This is a genomic window from Bacillus sp. FJAT-27916 (assembly GCF_001183965.1).
In the GTDB taxonomy this organism is placed as follows: Bacteria; Bacillota; Bacilli; order Bacillales; family Pradoshiaceae; genus Pradoshia.
Map to the genome: position 1 here is coordinate 2,530,013 of NZ_LFZV01000001.1, position 16,620 is coordinate 2,546,632.

Annotated in this window: 16 protein-coding genes; 5 read left to right on the forward strand and 11 right to left on the reverse strand. The window is 41.8% G+C overall.

What is annotated here, in order from left to right:
• The first annotated feature begins 49 nt into the window (after window positions 1-49).
• The gene (locus tag AC622_RS12390) at window positions 50-406 is read left to right on the forward strand and encodes a helix-turn-helix domain-containing protein (protein ID WP_049671338.1); all 357 of its coding nucleotides are present in this window, start codon (window positions 50-52) and stop codon (window positions 404-406) included.
• A 49-nt stretch (window positions 407-455) separates the two neighbouring features.
• Here the strand turns inward: AC622_RS12390 and AC622_RS12395 are convergent, their stop codons facing one another.
• From AC622_RS12395 to ppc, 9 genes are all read right to left on the reverse strand, one after another.
• Entirely contained in the window at window positions 456-860 is a 405-nt protein-coding gene (locus AC622_RS12395) for a MaoC/PaaZ C-terminal domain-containing protein (protein WP_049671339.1), read from the reverse strand.
• Complete coding sequence (locus AC622_RS12400; protein ID WP_049671340.1) at window positions 857-1,306, reverse strand: MaoC family dehydratase N-terminal domain-containing protein; 450 nt, start codon at window positions 1,304-1,306, stop codon at window positions 857-859. The genes AC622_RS12395 and AC622_RS12400 overlap by 4 nt, the downstream gene beginning before the upstream one ends.
• Before the next feature lie 12 nt (window positions 1,307-1,318).
• Window positions 1,319-2,083 carry a beta-ketoacyl-ACP reductase gene (locus tag AC622_RS12405; protein WP_049671341.1) on the reverse strand — a complete coding sequence of 255 codons (765 nt, stop codon included), beginning with the start codon at window positions 2,081-2,083 and terminating at the stop codon, window positions 1,319-1,321.
• Between the two features lie 139 nt (window positions 2,084-2,222).
• A complete protein-coding gene (locus AC622_RS12410) occupies window positions 2,223-3,113 on the reverse strand; it encodes a R2-like ligand-binding oxidase (RefSeq protein ID WP_049671342.1) in 891 nt (296 codons plus the stop codon).
• Between the two features lie 29 nt (window positions 3,114-3,142).
• Window positions 3,143-4,651, reverse strand: a complete 1,509-nt coding sequence (locus AC622_RS12415) for a class I adenylate-forming enzyme family protein (protein ID WP_049671343.1) — start codon at window positions 4,649-4,651, stop codon at window positions 3,143-3,145.
• Window positions 4,652-5,023: 372 nt separating this feature from the next.
• Window positions 5,024-5,287, reverse strand: a complete 264-nt coding sequence (locus AC622_RS12420; protein ID WP_231589526.1) for a DUF2187 family protein — start codon at window positions 5,285-5,287, stop codon at window positions 5,024-5,026.
• 270 nt (window positions 5,288-5,557) lie between these two features.
• A complete protein-coding gene (locus AC622_RS12425; RefSeq protein WP_049671344.1) occupies window positions 5,558-6,034 on the reverse strand; it encodes a competence protein ComK in 477 nt (158 codons plus the stop codon).
• Between the two features lie 345 nt (window positions 6,035-6,379).
• Window positions 6,380-7,102 carry a hypothetical protein gene (locus AC622_RS12430; RefSeq protein WP_049671345.1) on the reverse strand — a complete coding sequence of 241 codons (723 nt, stop codon included), beginning with the start codon at window positions 7,100-7,102 and terminating at the stop codon, window positions 6,380-6,382.
• Window positions 7,103-7,272: 170 nt separating this feature from the next.
• Window positions 7,273-10,023: a phosphoenolpyruvate carboxylase gene (ppc, locus tag AC622_RS12435; RefSeq protein ID WP_049671346.1), complete on the reverse strand. Its 2,751-nt coding sequence runs from the start codon at window positions 10,021-10,023 to the stop codon at window positions 7,273-7,275.
• Between the two features lie 462 nt (window positions 10,024-10,485).
• On the opposite strand from ppc, the gene AC622_RS12440 reads away from it, so the two are divergent.
• Together AC622_RS12440 and AC622_RS12445 are read left to right on the forward strand one after the other, a co-directional pair.
• Complete coding sequence (locus AC622_RS12440) at window positions 10,486-11,313, forward strand: STAS domain-containing protein (RefSeq protein WP_049671347.1); 828 nt, start codon at window positions 10,486-10,488, stop codon at window positions 11,311-11,313.
• A gap of 289 nt (window positions 11,314-11,602) precedes the next feature.
• Window positions 11,603-12,874 carry an MDR family MFS transporter gene (locus tag AC622_RS12445; protein ID WP_049671348.1) on the forward strand — a complete coding sequence of 424 codons (1,272 nt, stop codon included), beginning with the start codon at window positions 11,603-11,605 and terminating at the stop codon, window positions 12,872-12,874.
• Between the two features lie 289 nt (window positions 12,875-13,163).
• Here AC622_RS12445 and AC622_RS12450 read toward each other — a convergent pair whose 3' ends face one another.
• Window positions 13,164-13,886 (reverse strand): hypothetical protein, encoded by a 723-nt coding sequence (locus AC622_RS12450; RefSeq protein ID WP_049671349.1) that lies wholly within the window; start codon window positions 13,884-13,886, stop codon window positions 13,164-13,166.
• Window positions 13,887-14,057: 171 nt separating this feature from the next.
• Between AC622_RS12450 and AC622_RS12455 the strand changes: the two genes are divergently transcribed.
• Both AC622_RS12455 and AC622_RS12460 read left to right on the forward strand, forming a co-directional pair.
• Complete coding sequence (locus AC622_RS12455; RefSeq protein WP_049671350.1) at window positions 14,058-14,630, forward strand: LemA family protein; 573 nt, start codon at window positions 14,058-14,060, stop codon at window positions 14,628-14,630.
• Window positions 14,630-15,424: a TPM domain-containing protein gene (locus AC622_RS12460; RefSeq protein ID WP_053103759.1), complete on the forward strand. Its 795-nt coding sequence runs from the start codon at window positions 14,630-14,632 to the stop codon at window positions 15,422-15,424. Before AC622_RS12455 ends, AC622_RS12460 begins: the two co-directional genes overlap by 1 nt.
• Window positions 15,425-15,590: 166 nt before the next feature.
• Here AC622_RS12460 and AC622_RS12465 read toward each other — a convergent pair whose 3' ends face one another.
• Entirely contained in the window at window positions 15,591-16,580 is a 990-nt protein-coding gene (locus tag AC622_RS12465; RefSeq protein ID WP_049671351.1) for a Gfo/Idh/MocA family protein, read from the reverse strand.
• Window positions 16,581-16,620 lie beyond the last annotated feature (40 nt).

Genomic DNA, 16,620 nt, shown 5'->3' on the forward strand with positions numbered 1-16,620 from the left:
CCTATAATAATAGTATACAATACGTTCCGTAAAAAGGTGGGGAGCTGCGATGACATCTTCTTTTGGATCTAGATTAAAAGAATTGCGAAAAGAAAGACGATTATCACAAGAAGAGCTGGGATCGATCATTGGGGTAGCCCAGTCCACTCTAGGCTCTTATGAAAGAGAGACACGCGAACCAAGTATTGAAGGTATCTTACAATTGGCTCATTATTTTGAAGTCTCTGTGGATTATTTGCTGGGAAATTCAGATTTACGTGAGTCAGCAACACATATCCACCCAAAAGGGGCCTATGATTTACATCAATTATTCCATGATAATGAAGTCATTCTTTATGGCAGGACATTGACCGAGGATGAAAAACAGCGTCTGCTAGATATTTCCTTAGGTTTGTTCTATCGGTAGAAAGGAGAAAGAGGATCCAGTATAAACACCGGTTCCTCTTTCTCCTTGTTTAATGGAATAATTTAAAGACAGCTTTTCCTTTTAGTACATCAATGCCATGTTGATTGACCGCAGATACTTGGAATGTTAACAGCCGATCATTCTTTGACATAAGCTCTGCCTGCAAGGTGATGATGTCTCCCAAAAACACCATTCCCCTGAACCGGATTTGATAATCCTGTAAAAAACCTTCCTCATAATAAGGTGTAAACAGTTTCGCTAAATTACCCATCGTCCACATGCCATGGGCAATGATGCCAGGGAGCCCAAGCTGCTTTGCCTCCTTCTCATCAAGGTGAATCGGATTATGATCTCCAGACGCCTCTGCATACTCTATCAAAATCTCTGGTGTTACCGGAGATAACTGGATGGGTTCAATTCCTTCACCAGCCTGCAGCCGTTCCATCATATTCATTCATTCATCCCCTTTATAGCCGCTTCGTTTATGATAATGACAACCGTTGAAGAAAAGATTGATTGTCCATTGGCATCTTCTCCGTTGTTTTCGATACGCATAATGCCCATTCTGCCGTTCTGTCCTTGCCTCTCCTTGTAATCTGCGACTCTCGCATAGCAGTATACCTCTTCCCCGACAAGAAGCGGACGTTCATAATGATAAATTTGCTCTCCATGAATTAATCCCTTTGCGGGAAGCTTCAACCCATCAATCTGTCCATAATCAAACACCCTTGGGTATGTAGGCGGGGCAATGTTACCGCCATATCGCGAAGCTTCCCCCACTGACTCATCCAAATAAATCGATGCCTCATCACCGATAGCATGGGCGAATAGCTTAACCCGATTTCGATCCACGATATTTTTAACCCGTTTTGATTGTTTCCCTATTGCCGTCTCAAACATAGAGCTTCCTCCTTAATTTTTGGGTCCTCCAGCCACATAGAGCACCTGTCCGCTTACAAAGGATGACTTCTCATCCGCAAAGAAGGCTACAGCATTGGCAATATCCTCTGGTTTCCCGCTCCTCCCTACTGGGATGGCGGATACGCTTGCTTCGATTAATTGCTCAAAGGTTATGCCTATCCTTTCTGCTGTGGCTTTTGTCATATCGGTTTCAATAAAACCAGGAGCCACGGAATTAGCTGTAATCCCATATCGGCCCAACTCAATAGCCAATGTCTTCGTAAAGCCTTGCAGTCCTGCTTTTGCAGCTGAATAGTTGACTTGTCCACGATTTCCTAACGCTGATGTAGAGGAAATATTGATGATTCTTCCGTATTTCTGCTTTACCATATGGGATTGAACCGCTCGCGTCATATTAAAGGAGCCCTTTAAATGCACATTCATGACCATATCCCAATCAGCATCCTCCATTTTGAAAAGCAGATTATCACGAATGACACCCGCATTATTGACCAAAATATCAATCTGTCCAAAATGCTCGACGATTTCCTCGACTGCTTTATTAACCTCAGCAGATAAAGTGACGTCTGCTTTTTTCACGATAATATCATACCCTTTTGACTTAAAATCCTCTTCACATGCCTTTAACGCATCTTCATTAATATCCAGCACTGCCACTGCAGCCTTTTCTGATGCCAGCTGCTCAGCAATTGCCTTGCCGATTCCCCTGCTGCCTCCTGTAATGACCGCTGTTCTTCCGATAAATCGCTCACTCATCAAAAAATGCCTCCATCCCAAAAATGTAATCGCTTACTATTTTCGCCAAAAAGCTTCAATTCTCCTTCTTCTTCGAGAATATAGCTATTTAAAAGGGAATGCAGGCTGAAAGATTAATAGACGCTCATCCAATGAGACCTTAAATCAGGCTCAGGTCATGATTACTTGCCGCATAGATTTCATTCAGCTGTTTTCCTTTAGCTCGCTGCAGGATATCCATTCTAACCTGCAATTGCTTCATGGCAAAATTCATGACTTCCTCTGGCTCTGCACCAAAGGCTTCCATATCTGCATCATCAAATCCTTCTTCAACAATTTGAAGGGCTAAAGGAGTCATTTCAGCCATTCTCTTCAAAATAACCTCATCTAAAAGATGTGGATGCTCACAAATCAATCTTTGTAAAAGGAAGGTTCCATAGCCAATATGCCTGGACTCATCTCTCTTCAAATGCCCGATGCCCTCCAGCAAACCAGGCATAATCCCTGACTCCTCCAACGATTTATAGAAGGAAAAATAGCCCGTTTCAGCTAATACACCCTCCACAAACATATTGTATACCGTCGAAGCATCTGCGATGGCTTCAGGAGACTGATCTGTAATCAAACGGTCCATCGTTTCAGGAAGAATCACATGGAAAACCTGCTTGTAGGAGTCACTTAAAAGCAGATTCAATTCACCTTTTTCGCCAATCGCATCCAGTACCGTTCGAAAAAATTCTGTATGCTTCGCCTCTTCAAACAGGAAGGTTGTCAAGAACATCTCCTCTTCTATCCGTCCCTCCTTTGCAATCGCCATGATTAAAGGAAGCAAATCAAGTGTAACCGCTTCCTCTCCAGCCTGAAACTGGGAGAGAAGGCGTAATATACTCTGCCTTTGAGTGTCGGTTGCCGCCTGCCAATCCTTCGCATCCTGTGTGAAGTCAATTTCTGCCGGATTCCACGTACCAACTTTTTTGGCTTTTTGATAAAGGCGATAAGGGAAAGAATCAACCATTAACCCCCTGGGCGTCGCCGTGATTGTCTTACGCATAGCGTACTCACTCCTTCATGCTTATTCAATTAGACTTTTCCCTCCGCAATCGATTTACGTAAACTTGCCTTCAATACCTTTCCGACACCATTACGCGGAAGCTCCGAGAGAAAAACAATATGCTTTGGAAGCTTATTCTTAGCTATCTGTTCTGCACAATAAGCGATGAGCTCCTCTTCCGTAACCTCTTCATTAGGCTTTTTAACGACACAGGCCATGACCTCCTCACCGGACTGTTCATCAGGAACACCAATAACCGCTGTTTCAATGACCGCTTTATGTCTTGAGAGAACCTCTTCTAAATCCCGAGGATATATATTAAATCCATTCTTAATAATAAGGTCCTTCTTCCGGTCAACGATATAGAGATACCCCTCATCGTCCATCTGGCCAATATCACCCGTATGAAGCCATCCTTGAACAATTGCCTTCTCTGATTCACGTTCATTCTGAAAATATCCCGGGGTGATATGCTCTCCCCTTAAAACGATTTCGCCAATAACTCCTCTTGGAACTTCCTGTCCTGTCGTATCTACAACCTTTAATTCCACGCCCGGAATTGGAATACCGACAGACCCAGGCTTAATGGGTATTCCTTTCTTATGGGCCGTAACAATGGGACTTGCCTCAGATAAACCGTACCCTTCATATACAGAAGCGCCAAATTTCTTCTCAAAGGCTTGCAGCAATGAAACAGGGAGCGGCGCAGAGCCTGAGCTGACCGATTCCAGGCTAGTTAAGTCGAAACGCTCAGCATCATTTGAAGCCATCATGGCATAAATCATGGCTGGAACGACTGAAAATGACTTTACTTGATATCTCTCAATTGCCGAAAAGATTTCACTCGGAATAAAACGGGGAAAGATGACAATTGAGCTCCCTGTCACATAGCACGCATGTGAAATGGTCAGACCAAATACATGAGCAAGAGGCAAAGCCCCAATTGTGGACCCGCGTTCCACATTAGCATGAACGGAGGAGTTAACCGCATTCTTATATAAATTCCTATGAGTAAGCATGACACCTTTCGGACTGCCAGTGGTGCCTGATGTATACAAAATGACTGCTACCTCATCATCATTGAAGTCTGGCACATGCATGCCGTCATTCTCCTCTACTCGGACCGAGGGGGATGTCAGATCACTCAAATCATCTATCATGACAATGGGGATATTTGTACTCAGTTCTTTCTCAATCTGATTGACTTGACCTTGGATGGAGGAAGATGAAAGTATTCTAGCTGCCTCGCAATTCTCAGCTATATAGGCGATTTCCTTCGGGTGAAGAGTAAAGAGTACTGGAACAATGACCGCTTGAGCTCTCGTTATCGCTTGATAGGCAATGAGAACTTCTGGACTGTTCGGCATCATAACGATCACACGGTCTCCTTTTTTAATTCCTGACCGCTGTAACTCTATCGCTAACTGATTGGCATATGCTCTTGTCTCGACATTTGTGAATTTCTTTTCACCATAGTATAAAAAGGGATACTCGCCAAACTCTTGAATATTCTGATCCAACAAAAATGACAACCTCATTCTATCTCTCCCTTTCCTAGTAGAATGTCTTCCCTTTAGGAATCTCTCCCCCTCTCCAGCTTATTTGTCACTGTCGCCCCCCACATCAATCACGAGCTCCTCCGAATACCTATGATGCTGAAGCCCGCTCCGTGTTTTATTTCTCCAAATACACCGGGATTTCCTACCAATTATTGTAAATAAACAAAAAAAACACCCAGTCTTCACTGGGTGCAAAAAATAGGGGTCTAACTATTATTATGATAGCATGAGTGACATGGCCAAACTCATTCTTTTGGGCATAATCAAGGTACTATCCATAATTGAATCATTCTCCCTATTCAGTATGTATACACTCTTGCCTATTTTACCTATGTTATGGAGATTTACACATTACAGTTCAGCAGCATGAAGTTTGCTGCTATAGACACTTTCTGGACTGGAAATAATTTTGTAATTACCATGGCGAACAACCGTTTTAGGAGTCTCATAGCCGAAATAAGTTGCTACATCCAAGTCGATATCAACAATGCAAGATAGTTCCTTCACTAGTGATACCTTTCCAATGATATTTAAATCTCGACGTTTAAACTCTACCACATCACCAATATTAGCCATATTTGCGAGTAAATTTTCATTGGGTTGCCCCTTTTCCATTTTTCTTCTCCTCCTAATGACTCTTTGAGATAACATGACTTTTATACCATATAAATATTTAAAAAAGTGTAAATTATAACTTTATACATAGAATTTATCACATTTAGTATTGAGAATCAATTAAGTTTTCAAAAAACAGTGTCCTATTTCCTATTTTCTAAAAAAATACCCTAAAGTACTATTATGTATAGAAAATTCTGAATAATTATATAGTAACACATTTTGGGATATTATAAAGAAAAACCCGCCAAATACAGCGGGTTTCTTCTATCAGGATTTCATGCTTATAAGAAAGTTATCAATCTTGTTTTTTAAGGTTAAGGCTTTATTGAAACGATGCATGAGGATTGTAGCCTTACATTCAACAATAATAGAAGTATTATGAGATAAATAAATGCGAGTATGTTGATTGTCCACCTTCTCACAGCCCTTATAATGATCAAGAGCAATCCAAACACAGTCCGCTTGAAGGCAAGCTTTTGTTGGAAACATATAAATCTTATAATGACCACTGATTTGCAGCGGAAGTACATAGCTTTTACCCAAATGATGTTTCGAGCTCTTCATTGCTCCATCATAATCGGAACCATACCGAATAATACTTTCCTTAATCAACTGAATGGTAGACATTTGTATAATTGATTCGCCGCTAACGGAATAAACCTTCGTTAGCGGATACCCGTTTTCAAATACTGGAAACAGAGCTTGAGTCCCAACCCCTATGTATTGATTTAATAAATCATCCATCCTATCCACCTACTCTACAAAAATGGTCAAGCGAGTAATAATTCTGTCTCTTCGGTAAGCAAAGGAGTTTATTTGGCAGTCTCGTGTATTATTTCACCCTCCACACCTCCACCTTTAGTAACAGGACTATAATCCTATTATTTCCAATATTATACACCAACTTTCTGAATTCTCCAAATTTTCCCTTTTTCTTTTCTTAAGGATTTGTTTATCATTCAGATACACTGATTGTTAAAACACTCCTTTGTGATTCTTCTATATAGACTATTAGCGTGTAAAGAAGCAAAAAAACCGCTCCAATTGAAAGCGGTCGGCTTTAAAGATTCAGTTGTCTTCAGTGCATGCTTACAAATGACTTCCTAAAATATATTCACGGGCTAAATGAAGCATCCTTTCCTGCATTTCCTCTGTATTCTTTTCTTGGTCGATGAGATAACCGATATGATAAATACACTTATTATAATAAGCATACATTTCATTAGCTGCCGTCCCAACAGTATCAATACGATTATTCGTTTCATCATAATCATAGTAGGAGTATAATAAAGCACTATTTGTTGTCACAATCTGCTGATAAATCGGTAAATCATCCGTTAGAATTTCTTTTTTCAATTGGTTTCCTATTGAATCATAGCTATCCGCATAAACATATCCTTTAAGCGGATTCTCATCTACCTCTGTGACAGAAATGATAAAAAACTCCTCTGATGTGCTTCCGAAATAGCTCAATTGAACCTCATCCTTGGGTTTACCTTTCTCATCCTTTGAGGTCACCAAATACGCTTTTTCCTCATCAACATGGAAGGGCAGCTTTTCGGAATTAAACGGATTCATCCTCTCTTCTATATCATTTAGTAAAGAGGATTCTCCGTCGCTAAGTGATATAGGTTTGTAGTAATGAATGTTTTCCCTCTCGTCCAGCTCGTCAAAGGATTTGAAATACTCACTATATGTAAGGCCAGCACCTTTTACTTCTTCTAAATCCGTTTCATTAATGGAACATCCTGCTGCAACGGAACTGATTAAAATAATTGGCCCTAGTAACCGCCATATTTTTTTAGCTATCATCACTATCACTCCCCATCTTATCTTTCATTCTTCAACCGACTGCATCCTTGCCGCTTTACCCAATTCCTTTAGCCCGCACGATTTAAAACAGCATAAAAGGCGAAGAACCATAATGATTCCCCGCCTCTTTCGCAGAAGGGAGTGACATCCCTACTGAATATCTGCATTAATCAACCCGTATTACGAAGCCCTGCAGCTATACCATTGATTGTGTGCAAAACCTGGATAAGCAAATCCGTATCTTTCCCGTCCTTTTCCCGTAATTCATGGATTAAGTGCACCTGTATGAAGTTCAGAGGATCAACATATGGATTACGGCGGTGAACCGAATCCTTAATATTCGGCGTTTGCTCAAGAAGTTCCTCATCACCGGTAATATCAAGCAGCACCCTCTTCGTTAGGTTGTACTCTTCTACAATATTAGCAAAGATTCTTGTCCCAATCTCCGGATCACTTGTTAAAGCAGCATATTCCTTCGCAGTCTTTAAATCTGCCTTCATAAGTGCCATTTGTAAATTATCGACCGTGGAACGGAAAAATGGCCAGTCCTGATACATTTCTCTCAAGATATGAATATTTCCCTGTGCCTGTTCTACATATCTCATTAAGCCGGATCCGGCTGCATACCAGGCAGGGAATAGCTGCCTGCTTTGCGTCCAGGCAAACACCCATGGAATGGCTCTTAAGTTCTCAAACTTGTCACTATTTTTTCTCGCCATTGGCCTTGAACCGATGTTGAGCTCACCGATTTCCTTTAGAGGAGTAGCTTGGTTGAAATAAGTTAAGAAACCTTCATCATGGAATACAAGAGATTGATACTTCTGATAGGAAATGTCCGAAATTTCCTCCATTGCTCTCACCCACGATGGATCACGGAAATGACCTTGCTCCGAACGTTTCGACACATTAGCCGCCGTTTCAATCAAGGTTGAAGCCGCTTGTTCCAGTGAACGGGAAGCTATATCTTTAATGAGGTAGCGAGATGAGAGAACCTCGCCTTGTTCGGTAATCTTCACTCCATCCCCAAGCGTTTCAAGCGGTTGTGATAATAAGCTTCGGCTAAGCGGACCGCCGCCCCTGCCAAGTGAACCGCCGCGTCCATGGAAAAACTTCGTTGATACACTATATTCCTTCGCTATATCATGCAGTTCAATCTGGGCCTTGTACAGCTTCCAATTTGCTGTCAATGTGCCTCCATCCTTACTTCCATCTGAATAGCCCAGCATAATTTCCTGCTGGTTATTCAAGATGCGTAAATGCTCACGATATACCGGCATTTGCAGCAGTGTCTGAAGGATGGCTGAACCATTGGATAGATCCTCAATCGTCTCAAGCAGAGGGGCAACATTCAAATCGCTCTCAACTGTCCCATCAACATGGCGTCTATATAGTCCTGCCTCCTTGGCCAGCAGCAGCACTTCAAGCAAATCACTCGCTGATCTGGTCATACTGACAATATAAACACGGATTGATTCCTTTCCAAATTCTTTATGTGCTCTCTTGATCAGGTCAAATACCTCAATCATTTCCCACGTTTCCTCGCTGTATTCCTCACGAGCGAGCAATAATGGCCGGGGGTCTGTCAGCAGGTTCTCAAGCAAATCCAGCTTCTTCTCTTCTGTAAGTGCCTGATAATCCTTCTCTATATTAACCTTCTTCAATATTTCCGTTAATGCGGCAGAATGCTCTTCACTATGATTCCGGATATCCAATGTACCAAGATGGAATCCAAATAATTGAACCTGACGGATAAGTTTCTGAAGAAGCTTCAATTCATGCGCTTTTGGGTGGTGACCATAAATACTTTCCTTGATCATCTGTAAATCGTCCAGTAGTTCATTGGCGCTTTTATATCCTAGAGAGCTTTCACCAACCATTCGCAGTCTTTCGATTACAATAGCAAGCATACGACGATAGGTTTCATTATGTACAGGCCATCTTTTATCTGCTGCTATATAGTTTGACTCGCCGTATTCGACCGATTGCAAAATAGCATCACTTATTGGGGCTCTCGCACTGGAATGCGATAAGCGTTTCATTAATTCAATTAATACTTTCTCATACTTTCTCAGAACAAGGCCACGTTGTCTTGTCAATGTCTCCCATGTCACTTCAGGCGTTACGAAGGGATTGCCATCCCTATCTCCGCCAATCCATGATCCAAAACGGAGAAATGTCGGCACATTCCAGTCATCATCCTCATAATGTTCCTTCAGGCTGTCCTCCACCTCTTGATGTATTTCCGGAAGCACATCAAAAAAGATCTTATCAAAATAATAGAGTCCGTTACGAACCTCATCAATAACAGTCGGCTTTCGATCCCTTAATTCGTCTGTATGCCATAATGTCGTAATCTCATTATATAAGCTTTCCTCAATATTCTTTCTTTCCTTGTTCGTCAAGAGAGGACTGTCTAAACGAATAAGCAGATTGGATATCCTTTTCTGTATCTCAAGAACCGATCTCTTCGTCGCTTCAGTCGGGTGGGCTGTGATAATTAAATCTAATGACAAACGTTTAAGAACATCTTGGATAATTTCTCCGGATATTTGTTTATCCTTCATGGATTGAATCGCCTGTTCAATGGAACCAGGCTGCTCATCCTCTGAATTTAATTGGTAATCACGGCGTCGTCTTATTCGATGATTCTGTTCCGCTGCATTGATTAAATGAAAATAAACAGAAAATGCTCGAATAACCTGCATCCTCATCAATGGTGATAGGGAAGCAATTTCTTTCTTTAATTCATGGTATGTCTCATCCTCGACATGAAGACGAAGGGACTTACACATGATTCTGATTCGTTCAACTGTATCAAACAGTTCTTGTCCGCCTTGATAGATTAATATTTCCCCTAGAATATTGCCAAGCATTTTAACTTCCTTGCGAAGGGGCAAACTTGTATCCTGCTTTGTGACCATCAAATCCCTCCTCGTCGCTAATCGATCGTGTTGTTCTGAATATTCAGTCTTTATTATTTACCCTTATTGCTAACAAAGAATATCAACACTCTCTTATATTCTAATCAATATTTGGTAATCTCACAAATTTTTACCCTTTCTTTCAAGAAATAGATGAAAATTTTTCGACACCTATCCAATTCGACATCGGTAAGGATACAATAGAGCTTTCGCATAATCCGCTTGAAAAATCTCTTCAAAAAGGGTATGAACGCCTTTTGAAGGTAGGATTTTCTCCTCTTTTTGCCGACTTTTTTCAAAAAGAACGTTTATTCATCAAGAATTTTCGACCGTTAGCTACAGAAATAGCCCCCTCTTCTAACCCCCCTTAAATTATTTGTAAGTATCGAATTTTGAAATCATACGATACACTAGGCTTAACAACGCCAATGGAGAGATTAAATTAAGAATTGGGGAAATCAAATGAAACCACTAACAGATATCCAACTGTATGACTTTTTAAAAGATAATCATGAATCCATTCTGAATGATATGATCCAAATGGACACCAACCGCGAGAGCCTGCCGGCAGATATATTAAAAGAAATAGCCAACACTACCGTTAAAACAATTAACAGCCGTCTGTTGGACAGCTCTCGATTTTTCGAATCACATTTGAAAGAATGGGCAGACATTGTCATGAAAAGAAGCTTACAGTTGAATATCTCTGTTTCTTACCTTGCCGACCTTCTAACACATGACCGTCGAATCTATTGTCAATATATTGAACAATTTATCCTTAGCCAAGGAAAAGAGCTGACCCTCGGCATCACCTGTCATTGGTTTTCTCTCATTAATGAAGGATTTGACCGGATGCTATCTCATTTTATCCACCGGATGGATACATACAAGAACCGTCAATTGTCTGAACAACAGCGGCTTATCAATGAGTTGAGTACGGCTGTTATTCCATTAATCAATCAAATCGGCGTCCTCCCTTTAACCGGACAGATGGATTCTGAACGATTCGAATTTGTTCTAAAGGCTGTCCCAAACCAGTGTATTCATCTCGAGGTCAATCATCTTTTCATCGATATGTCCGGTATCCCCGTCATTGACGTCCTCATCTCAGAGCAGCTCTCCAGATTAACCAAAATGCTCAAGCTTCTCGGTATTTCCGCCACCATTTCAGGAATGAAACCGGAGGTCGCACTCTATACAATCCAATCAGGCATTAACTTAAGTCATTTTTCCACCTCAAGCACATTAAAGCAGGCCCTGCGAAATTATGGGGTCAAAATCGCCCCATGAACAGTTCCTCTGTAAAGAGGTTCTTTTTTTTTGGCTCTGTTAAAGATGAATGCCGATAGTAGAACTACGCTCAATACGTTTTAGGCGATGGACTGCTGGATTAGCGGACAGAGAGGACCTCTTGGTTTCACCTGCTGTAGAACTACCATTGAAATTAACAGAGCATTTTAAAATAATTTAAGTGTTTACAAGAATCATCTATTATATAAGAATAAATAATAGTGCGATAATTTTTTATTTACTATTAAACAGCTCACTAGAAACAGATACCAGTAGAAGGAGTAAACATATGAGTATTAGACATTGGGACACCAACCTGAAGGTTCGTTTGCTTGGTGAGGCATTTGTACAAATAGCTTTTTGGATGGTCTTTCCCTTCCTTGCCATTTATTTTGCAGAGACAATGGGAATCACAACCGCAAGTGCACTTTTGATGCTGTCACAAGTAATCGCGGTTGTCTGTGGATTATTCGGAGGCTTTTTTGCCGACCACTTCGGAAGGAGACGAATGATGCTCATCGCTATTGGAGGGGAGGCCATGGGTTACGGCATCTTCGCTTTAGCCAGTCACCCTGCCATTGATTCAGCTATGTTTGGCTTTATTGGCTTTACCATTGCTAGTTTATTTTCGAATATTTATCAGCCTGCAGCCCAGGCAATGGTTGCGGATGTGGTTGAGCCCAAGAATAGAAGCTATGTATTTTCCATCTTTTATATGATGACTAATATTGCGGTCGTCGTTGGTCCGATAATAGGGGCCATTTTCTTCACCAATCACCGATTCTGGCTGCTTGTGATTGTTACTTGCGGAGCGATCTTTTTATTCCTGCTCCTCTACTTCTTCTCTCGGGAAACCATTCCTGACAGAGAAGCAGCAACCAGCAAATCACTCAGCTTCAAGCAGGTCGTCAAAGGACAGTTTGCTGATTACCGAGTTATATTTACCGATCGGGTATTGCTGCTTTTTATTCTCGCTGGAATCCTGGTTTCGCAAACCTTTATGCAATTGGATTTATTCATACCCATACATATTACCGAGACCGTAGATGAAGCAACCTTGCTTTCCTTAGGAAATTTGATTGTCTCCTTGAGCGCAACAGAGCTCTTCGGCTTTGTTGTGGCGTTAAATGGCGGAATTGTCGCTCTATGCACCGTTCTTGTGACGAAGTGGATGATGACTTATCGGGAGAAATATGTATTCGCCGGCTCCTCAATCTTATATGGGATATCCATTCTATTAATGGGCTTATTCCCTTATCCATGGATGTATATCGTGAGTATTATCATCTTCAGCCTTGCTGAGCTGATGACCGTTGGAATAGCCCAGAATTTCGTCTCTGTCATTGCGCCAAAGCATCAGCGAGCCATGTATTTCTCAGCCGCACAGCTCCGTTTCAGCATTGGCCGAGTACTAGCTCCTCTATCCATTACTTTAACGGGCTTGATTGGCTCCCGGGAAACGACCTATATCTTAGCAGTCGTCGCTTTCCTTTCAGCTGGTATCTATCTCTTGATGTACCGTCTTTATGCAAAGAATGAAATGAAGGAAGTATCCATATAAGCATAAGAAAAAGGAGCGTTATTCTGAGCGCTCCTTTTCCCCTATCAATAATGGTTTAAGACTGGGCATCCTTTGATTATCACTTTGCTTTTCACTTGAGATTAACTCGACCATTCCCCTCTGTCTGAATCTTATCGTCTAGCAGCCCCCTATGAATAGCTTCATCCATAACAGCTCCATTAATTGGTCTTGTACCCTGCACAGCCGTTCAAATTTTCTTGCTTTCAAAAGAGAAACAAAATGACGGTTCCCACAAAGTAAATAAGACCCGGCACATGCCTTGAGTCTCCTAGTTTTTTTTTCGCCAAGGGATTATATCGGCTATAAGAATAACAACGGCTGCTATAAAGGCCGTAAATGCCGCCATTTCAGCTTCCCCCATATTCTTTACTCCAATCGCTATATAAGCCCATACGAAAACAAGCGGGTAGAGAAAATCCCCTTCCCTTATCCTGAATAGGACTGCCAGAACAGCTCCTATAGCAAGCATGATCATTGTCCATATCTCATCAGTCAGCCCAAACCCATTCCAGCCATTCACTTTCAGCACATAAGCGATATTGACAATCGTCGCCACACTAATCCAGCCAAGATTAATGGAAAAGGGAGCCTTTTCAAGGATTGTGGCTCGTGCTTCAGTCAGCCTTCTATATAGCATGATGAGACTGATCAAATACATCAGCATAAACACAATACTTAACAGGAACAATTCATAATGCCATACAAGAAGCCACCCGATATTGAATAAACCGCTCATGATAAACCAAGGCCATGTATTTGTATATACAGGAGATTCTCCCCTGTCACCGATGAACTGGCGGATTATCCAAATGCCAATCAGTATATAAATGAGCGACCATATAGAAAAGGCATATCCTGCCGGTGTAATTAATACATTGATTTGATTAGATATTTCTCCTGTTGTCTTCCCATTGATGGGGAGAAGATTAGCAAGTGCATTCATGGCAATTACCAACACGAAAACAATCGTATTCCATACCTTCCAATTCATCTTATCCCTCCTTCTCTCTCCGTCCCTTTAGCATGTTATCCCCTAACCCTGCCAAATTTAAACAACGTTTGCTAGAAGGTTGCAGAAGCTGTTTTCAGGGTAAAATGGTGAAGTGAAACCTTTCCGCATGTGAAACGTTATATAGGTTATGAATTGAAAGGAGTGTACAGTATGAAAAGAGGAACAATTATCCTTATCAGCGGCATTGCTGTGGTAGGCATCCTGATTGCCATGTTTGCCTCCAGCTATAACGGCTTTGTTTCAGCTGAGGAAGACGTCGATCAATCTTATTCCCAAATTGAGACACAGCTGCAAAGAAGAGCTGATTTGATTCCCAACCTAGTAAACACAGTTAAAGGGTATGCATCCCATGAGGAATCAGTCATTAATGATGTCACACAGGCACGGGCAAATTTAGCCGGCGCCAGAACCCCTGAAGATCAGGCAACTGCCAATGATGAATTAACTGGTGCTTTAAATCGATTACTTGTTGTGGTTGAGAATTACCCTGACCTGAAGGCTAACAAGAATTATCAGCAATTAATGGATGAGCTGGCTGGCACCGAAAATCGTATTGCGGTAGCTCGCAAGGATTATAACGATCAAGTGGCTTCCTATAACAAAAAGGTTAAGCGATTCCCAGGTTCCATGATTGCGGGTGTGTTCAATTTTGATGAAAAGGAATATTTCCGTTCTTCTGAAGGCGCTGATCAAGCTCCGACAGTTGATTTTGGTACAGACTGATGTGCAAAAAACTATTCCTGATTCTGAGCATGCTTGCAGTGATTGCATCAAGCTTCGCAGGGAATATCATTCATGCTGAAGTCCCGGAACCTAAAGGGGATATTTATGTTCAAGATTTTGCCGGAATCTTATCTGAACAACAAAAGCAAGGACTCAATCAATTAGGAAGAAAACTGGAGGATCAGACAAAAGCACAAATTGCTGTGCTGACCATTGATTCTTTAGATGGTTCCACTCCAGAAGAATATGCACTTGAAGCGTTCCGGAAATATGGTCTTGGTGACAAGGAACTGGAAAATGGCGTTCTTCTTCTCATGGCCTTTGAGGAAAACGACTCCGATAAATCAGCCCGGATTGAAGTCGGCTATGGACTTGAGGGTGCACTGCCGGATGGCAAGGTTGGCCGTATCCTTGATGAATACACAATGCCATATTGGAAAGAGGGCAAGCCTGACCAAGCTATCATCCTTACATATGAGCAATTATTTAACGAGGTAGCTGCTGAATATGGTCTTGATGAAACGGCTGATTCTATCAGTGACTATAGCTTAACGGAGAATTCCAGCAACGCGGGCCAAGAAAGCGGAATGGCCACTTGGAAAAAAATCTTGATTGCAGCCATCATTATCATCTTTATTATCATCGACATGACCTTCTTTGGCGGGACCTTTACGTACATGCTGCTTCATATACTCTCGGCAATCGCAAGAAACGGCGGAGGTAGAGGCGGGGGCGGCTCTCGAGGCGGAGGAGGAGGTTCATCAGGCGGAGGCGGTGCTTCCCGCGGCTGGTGATTAAACCATATCAGCCTATGCAGGCAGAATTCCCATTTAGGATTCTGCCTGCTTTTTTTGGTTAGGTTTGATTCGTTTGAACAGTTTGTCTGCCATCAGCCTTAGTATGAAAAGAAGCTGATCCAAAGAACTCCTTTATGGAGCTTATTAGATCAGCTTCGGTTACTTAGAGAAGGGTTACGGTTTGATTTGTCCGGATGGATTCATAGCAAGCGTCAATCACCTTCATATTCTGCAAGGTATCAGTCCCCGTATATTGCGGTTGTTTCCCTTCAATCACACACTCAGCAAAATGCTCCACCTGCATAAGGTATTGATCACAGGAGATGATTTCTTTTCTTGTTTCCTCATTCGTTTTGATGACCAAGGTCCCTTTATGGTCTTTACGATCTGGACGATAGGCATGCTGGCAGATAATCTCTCCCTTCGTACCTACTACCCTGTACTCATCCCTCGTTTTCATCTCGAAGCTGCAATCAAACATGGCCTGAACGCCATTATCCATCCAAAGATGTCCGGTTGTCGTCATATCAATATGATAAGGATTATTCATTTTAGAGAATACTCGCACCTCTTTTGGTTCAGCCTGCAGGATATGACGGAAAGCATGGATATTGTAACAGCCTACATCATATAATGCACCCCCGCCCTTTTCTGGTGAAAGGCGGATATTTTCCTCATCATCAAGGAAAAAAGAATGGCTGGCATACATATATTTCACTTCGCCAATCTCACCCGTTTTCAATATATCCCTAACCCGCTTATGCTGGGCATGGAATTGATACATGAATGCTTCCATGAAAATGACACCATGACGGTTACATACATCCAACATCTCTTCCATTTCATGCGCTGTCAATGAAGCAGGCTTTTCGACAAGCACATGCTTGCCGGCTTTTGCTGCCTCCATTACCCATTTGGCATGGAGATGATTTGGGAGCGGAATGTAGACGGCATCAATCTCTTCATCACTCAATAGTGCCTCATAGGATTCATAAACCTTTGGTATGCCCAGTTTGTCGGCTGCCTCCTGTGCTCTTCCGCTCAAACTTGCGATAGCGATTGCTTCCCCCAGCTTTGAACGGTTGATGGCAGGAATAACTTGTGTTTGTCCAATGTTAGCCGTACTTAAAATTCCCCATTTCACTTTACTCATTTCCTTGCTCCCTTCAGCTGGATTTGAATCGTTATCAAAA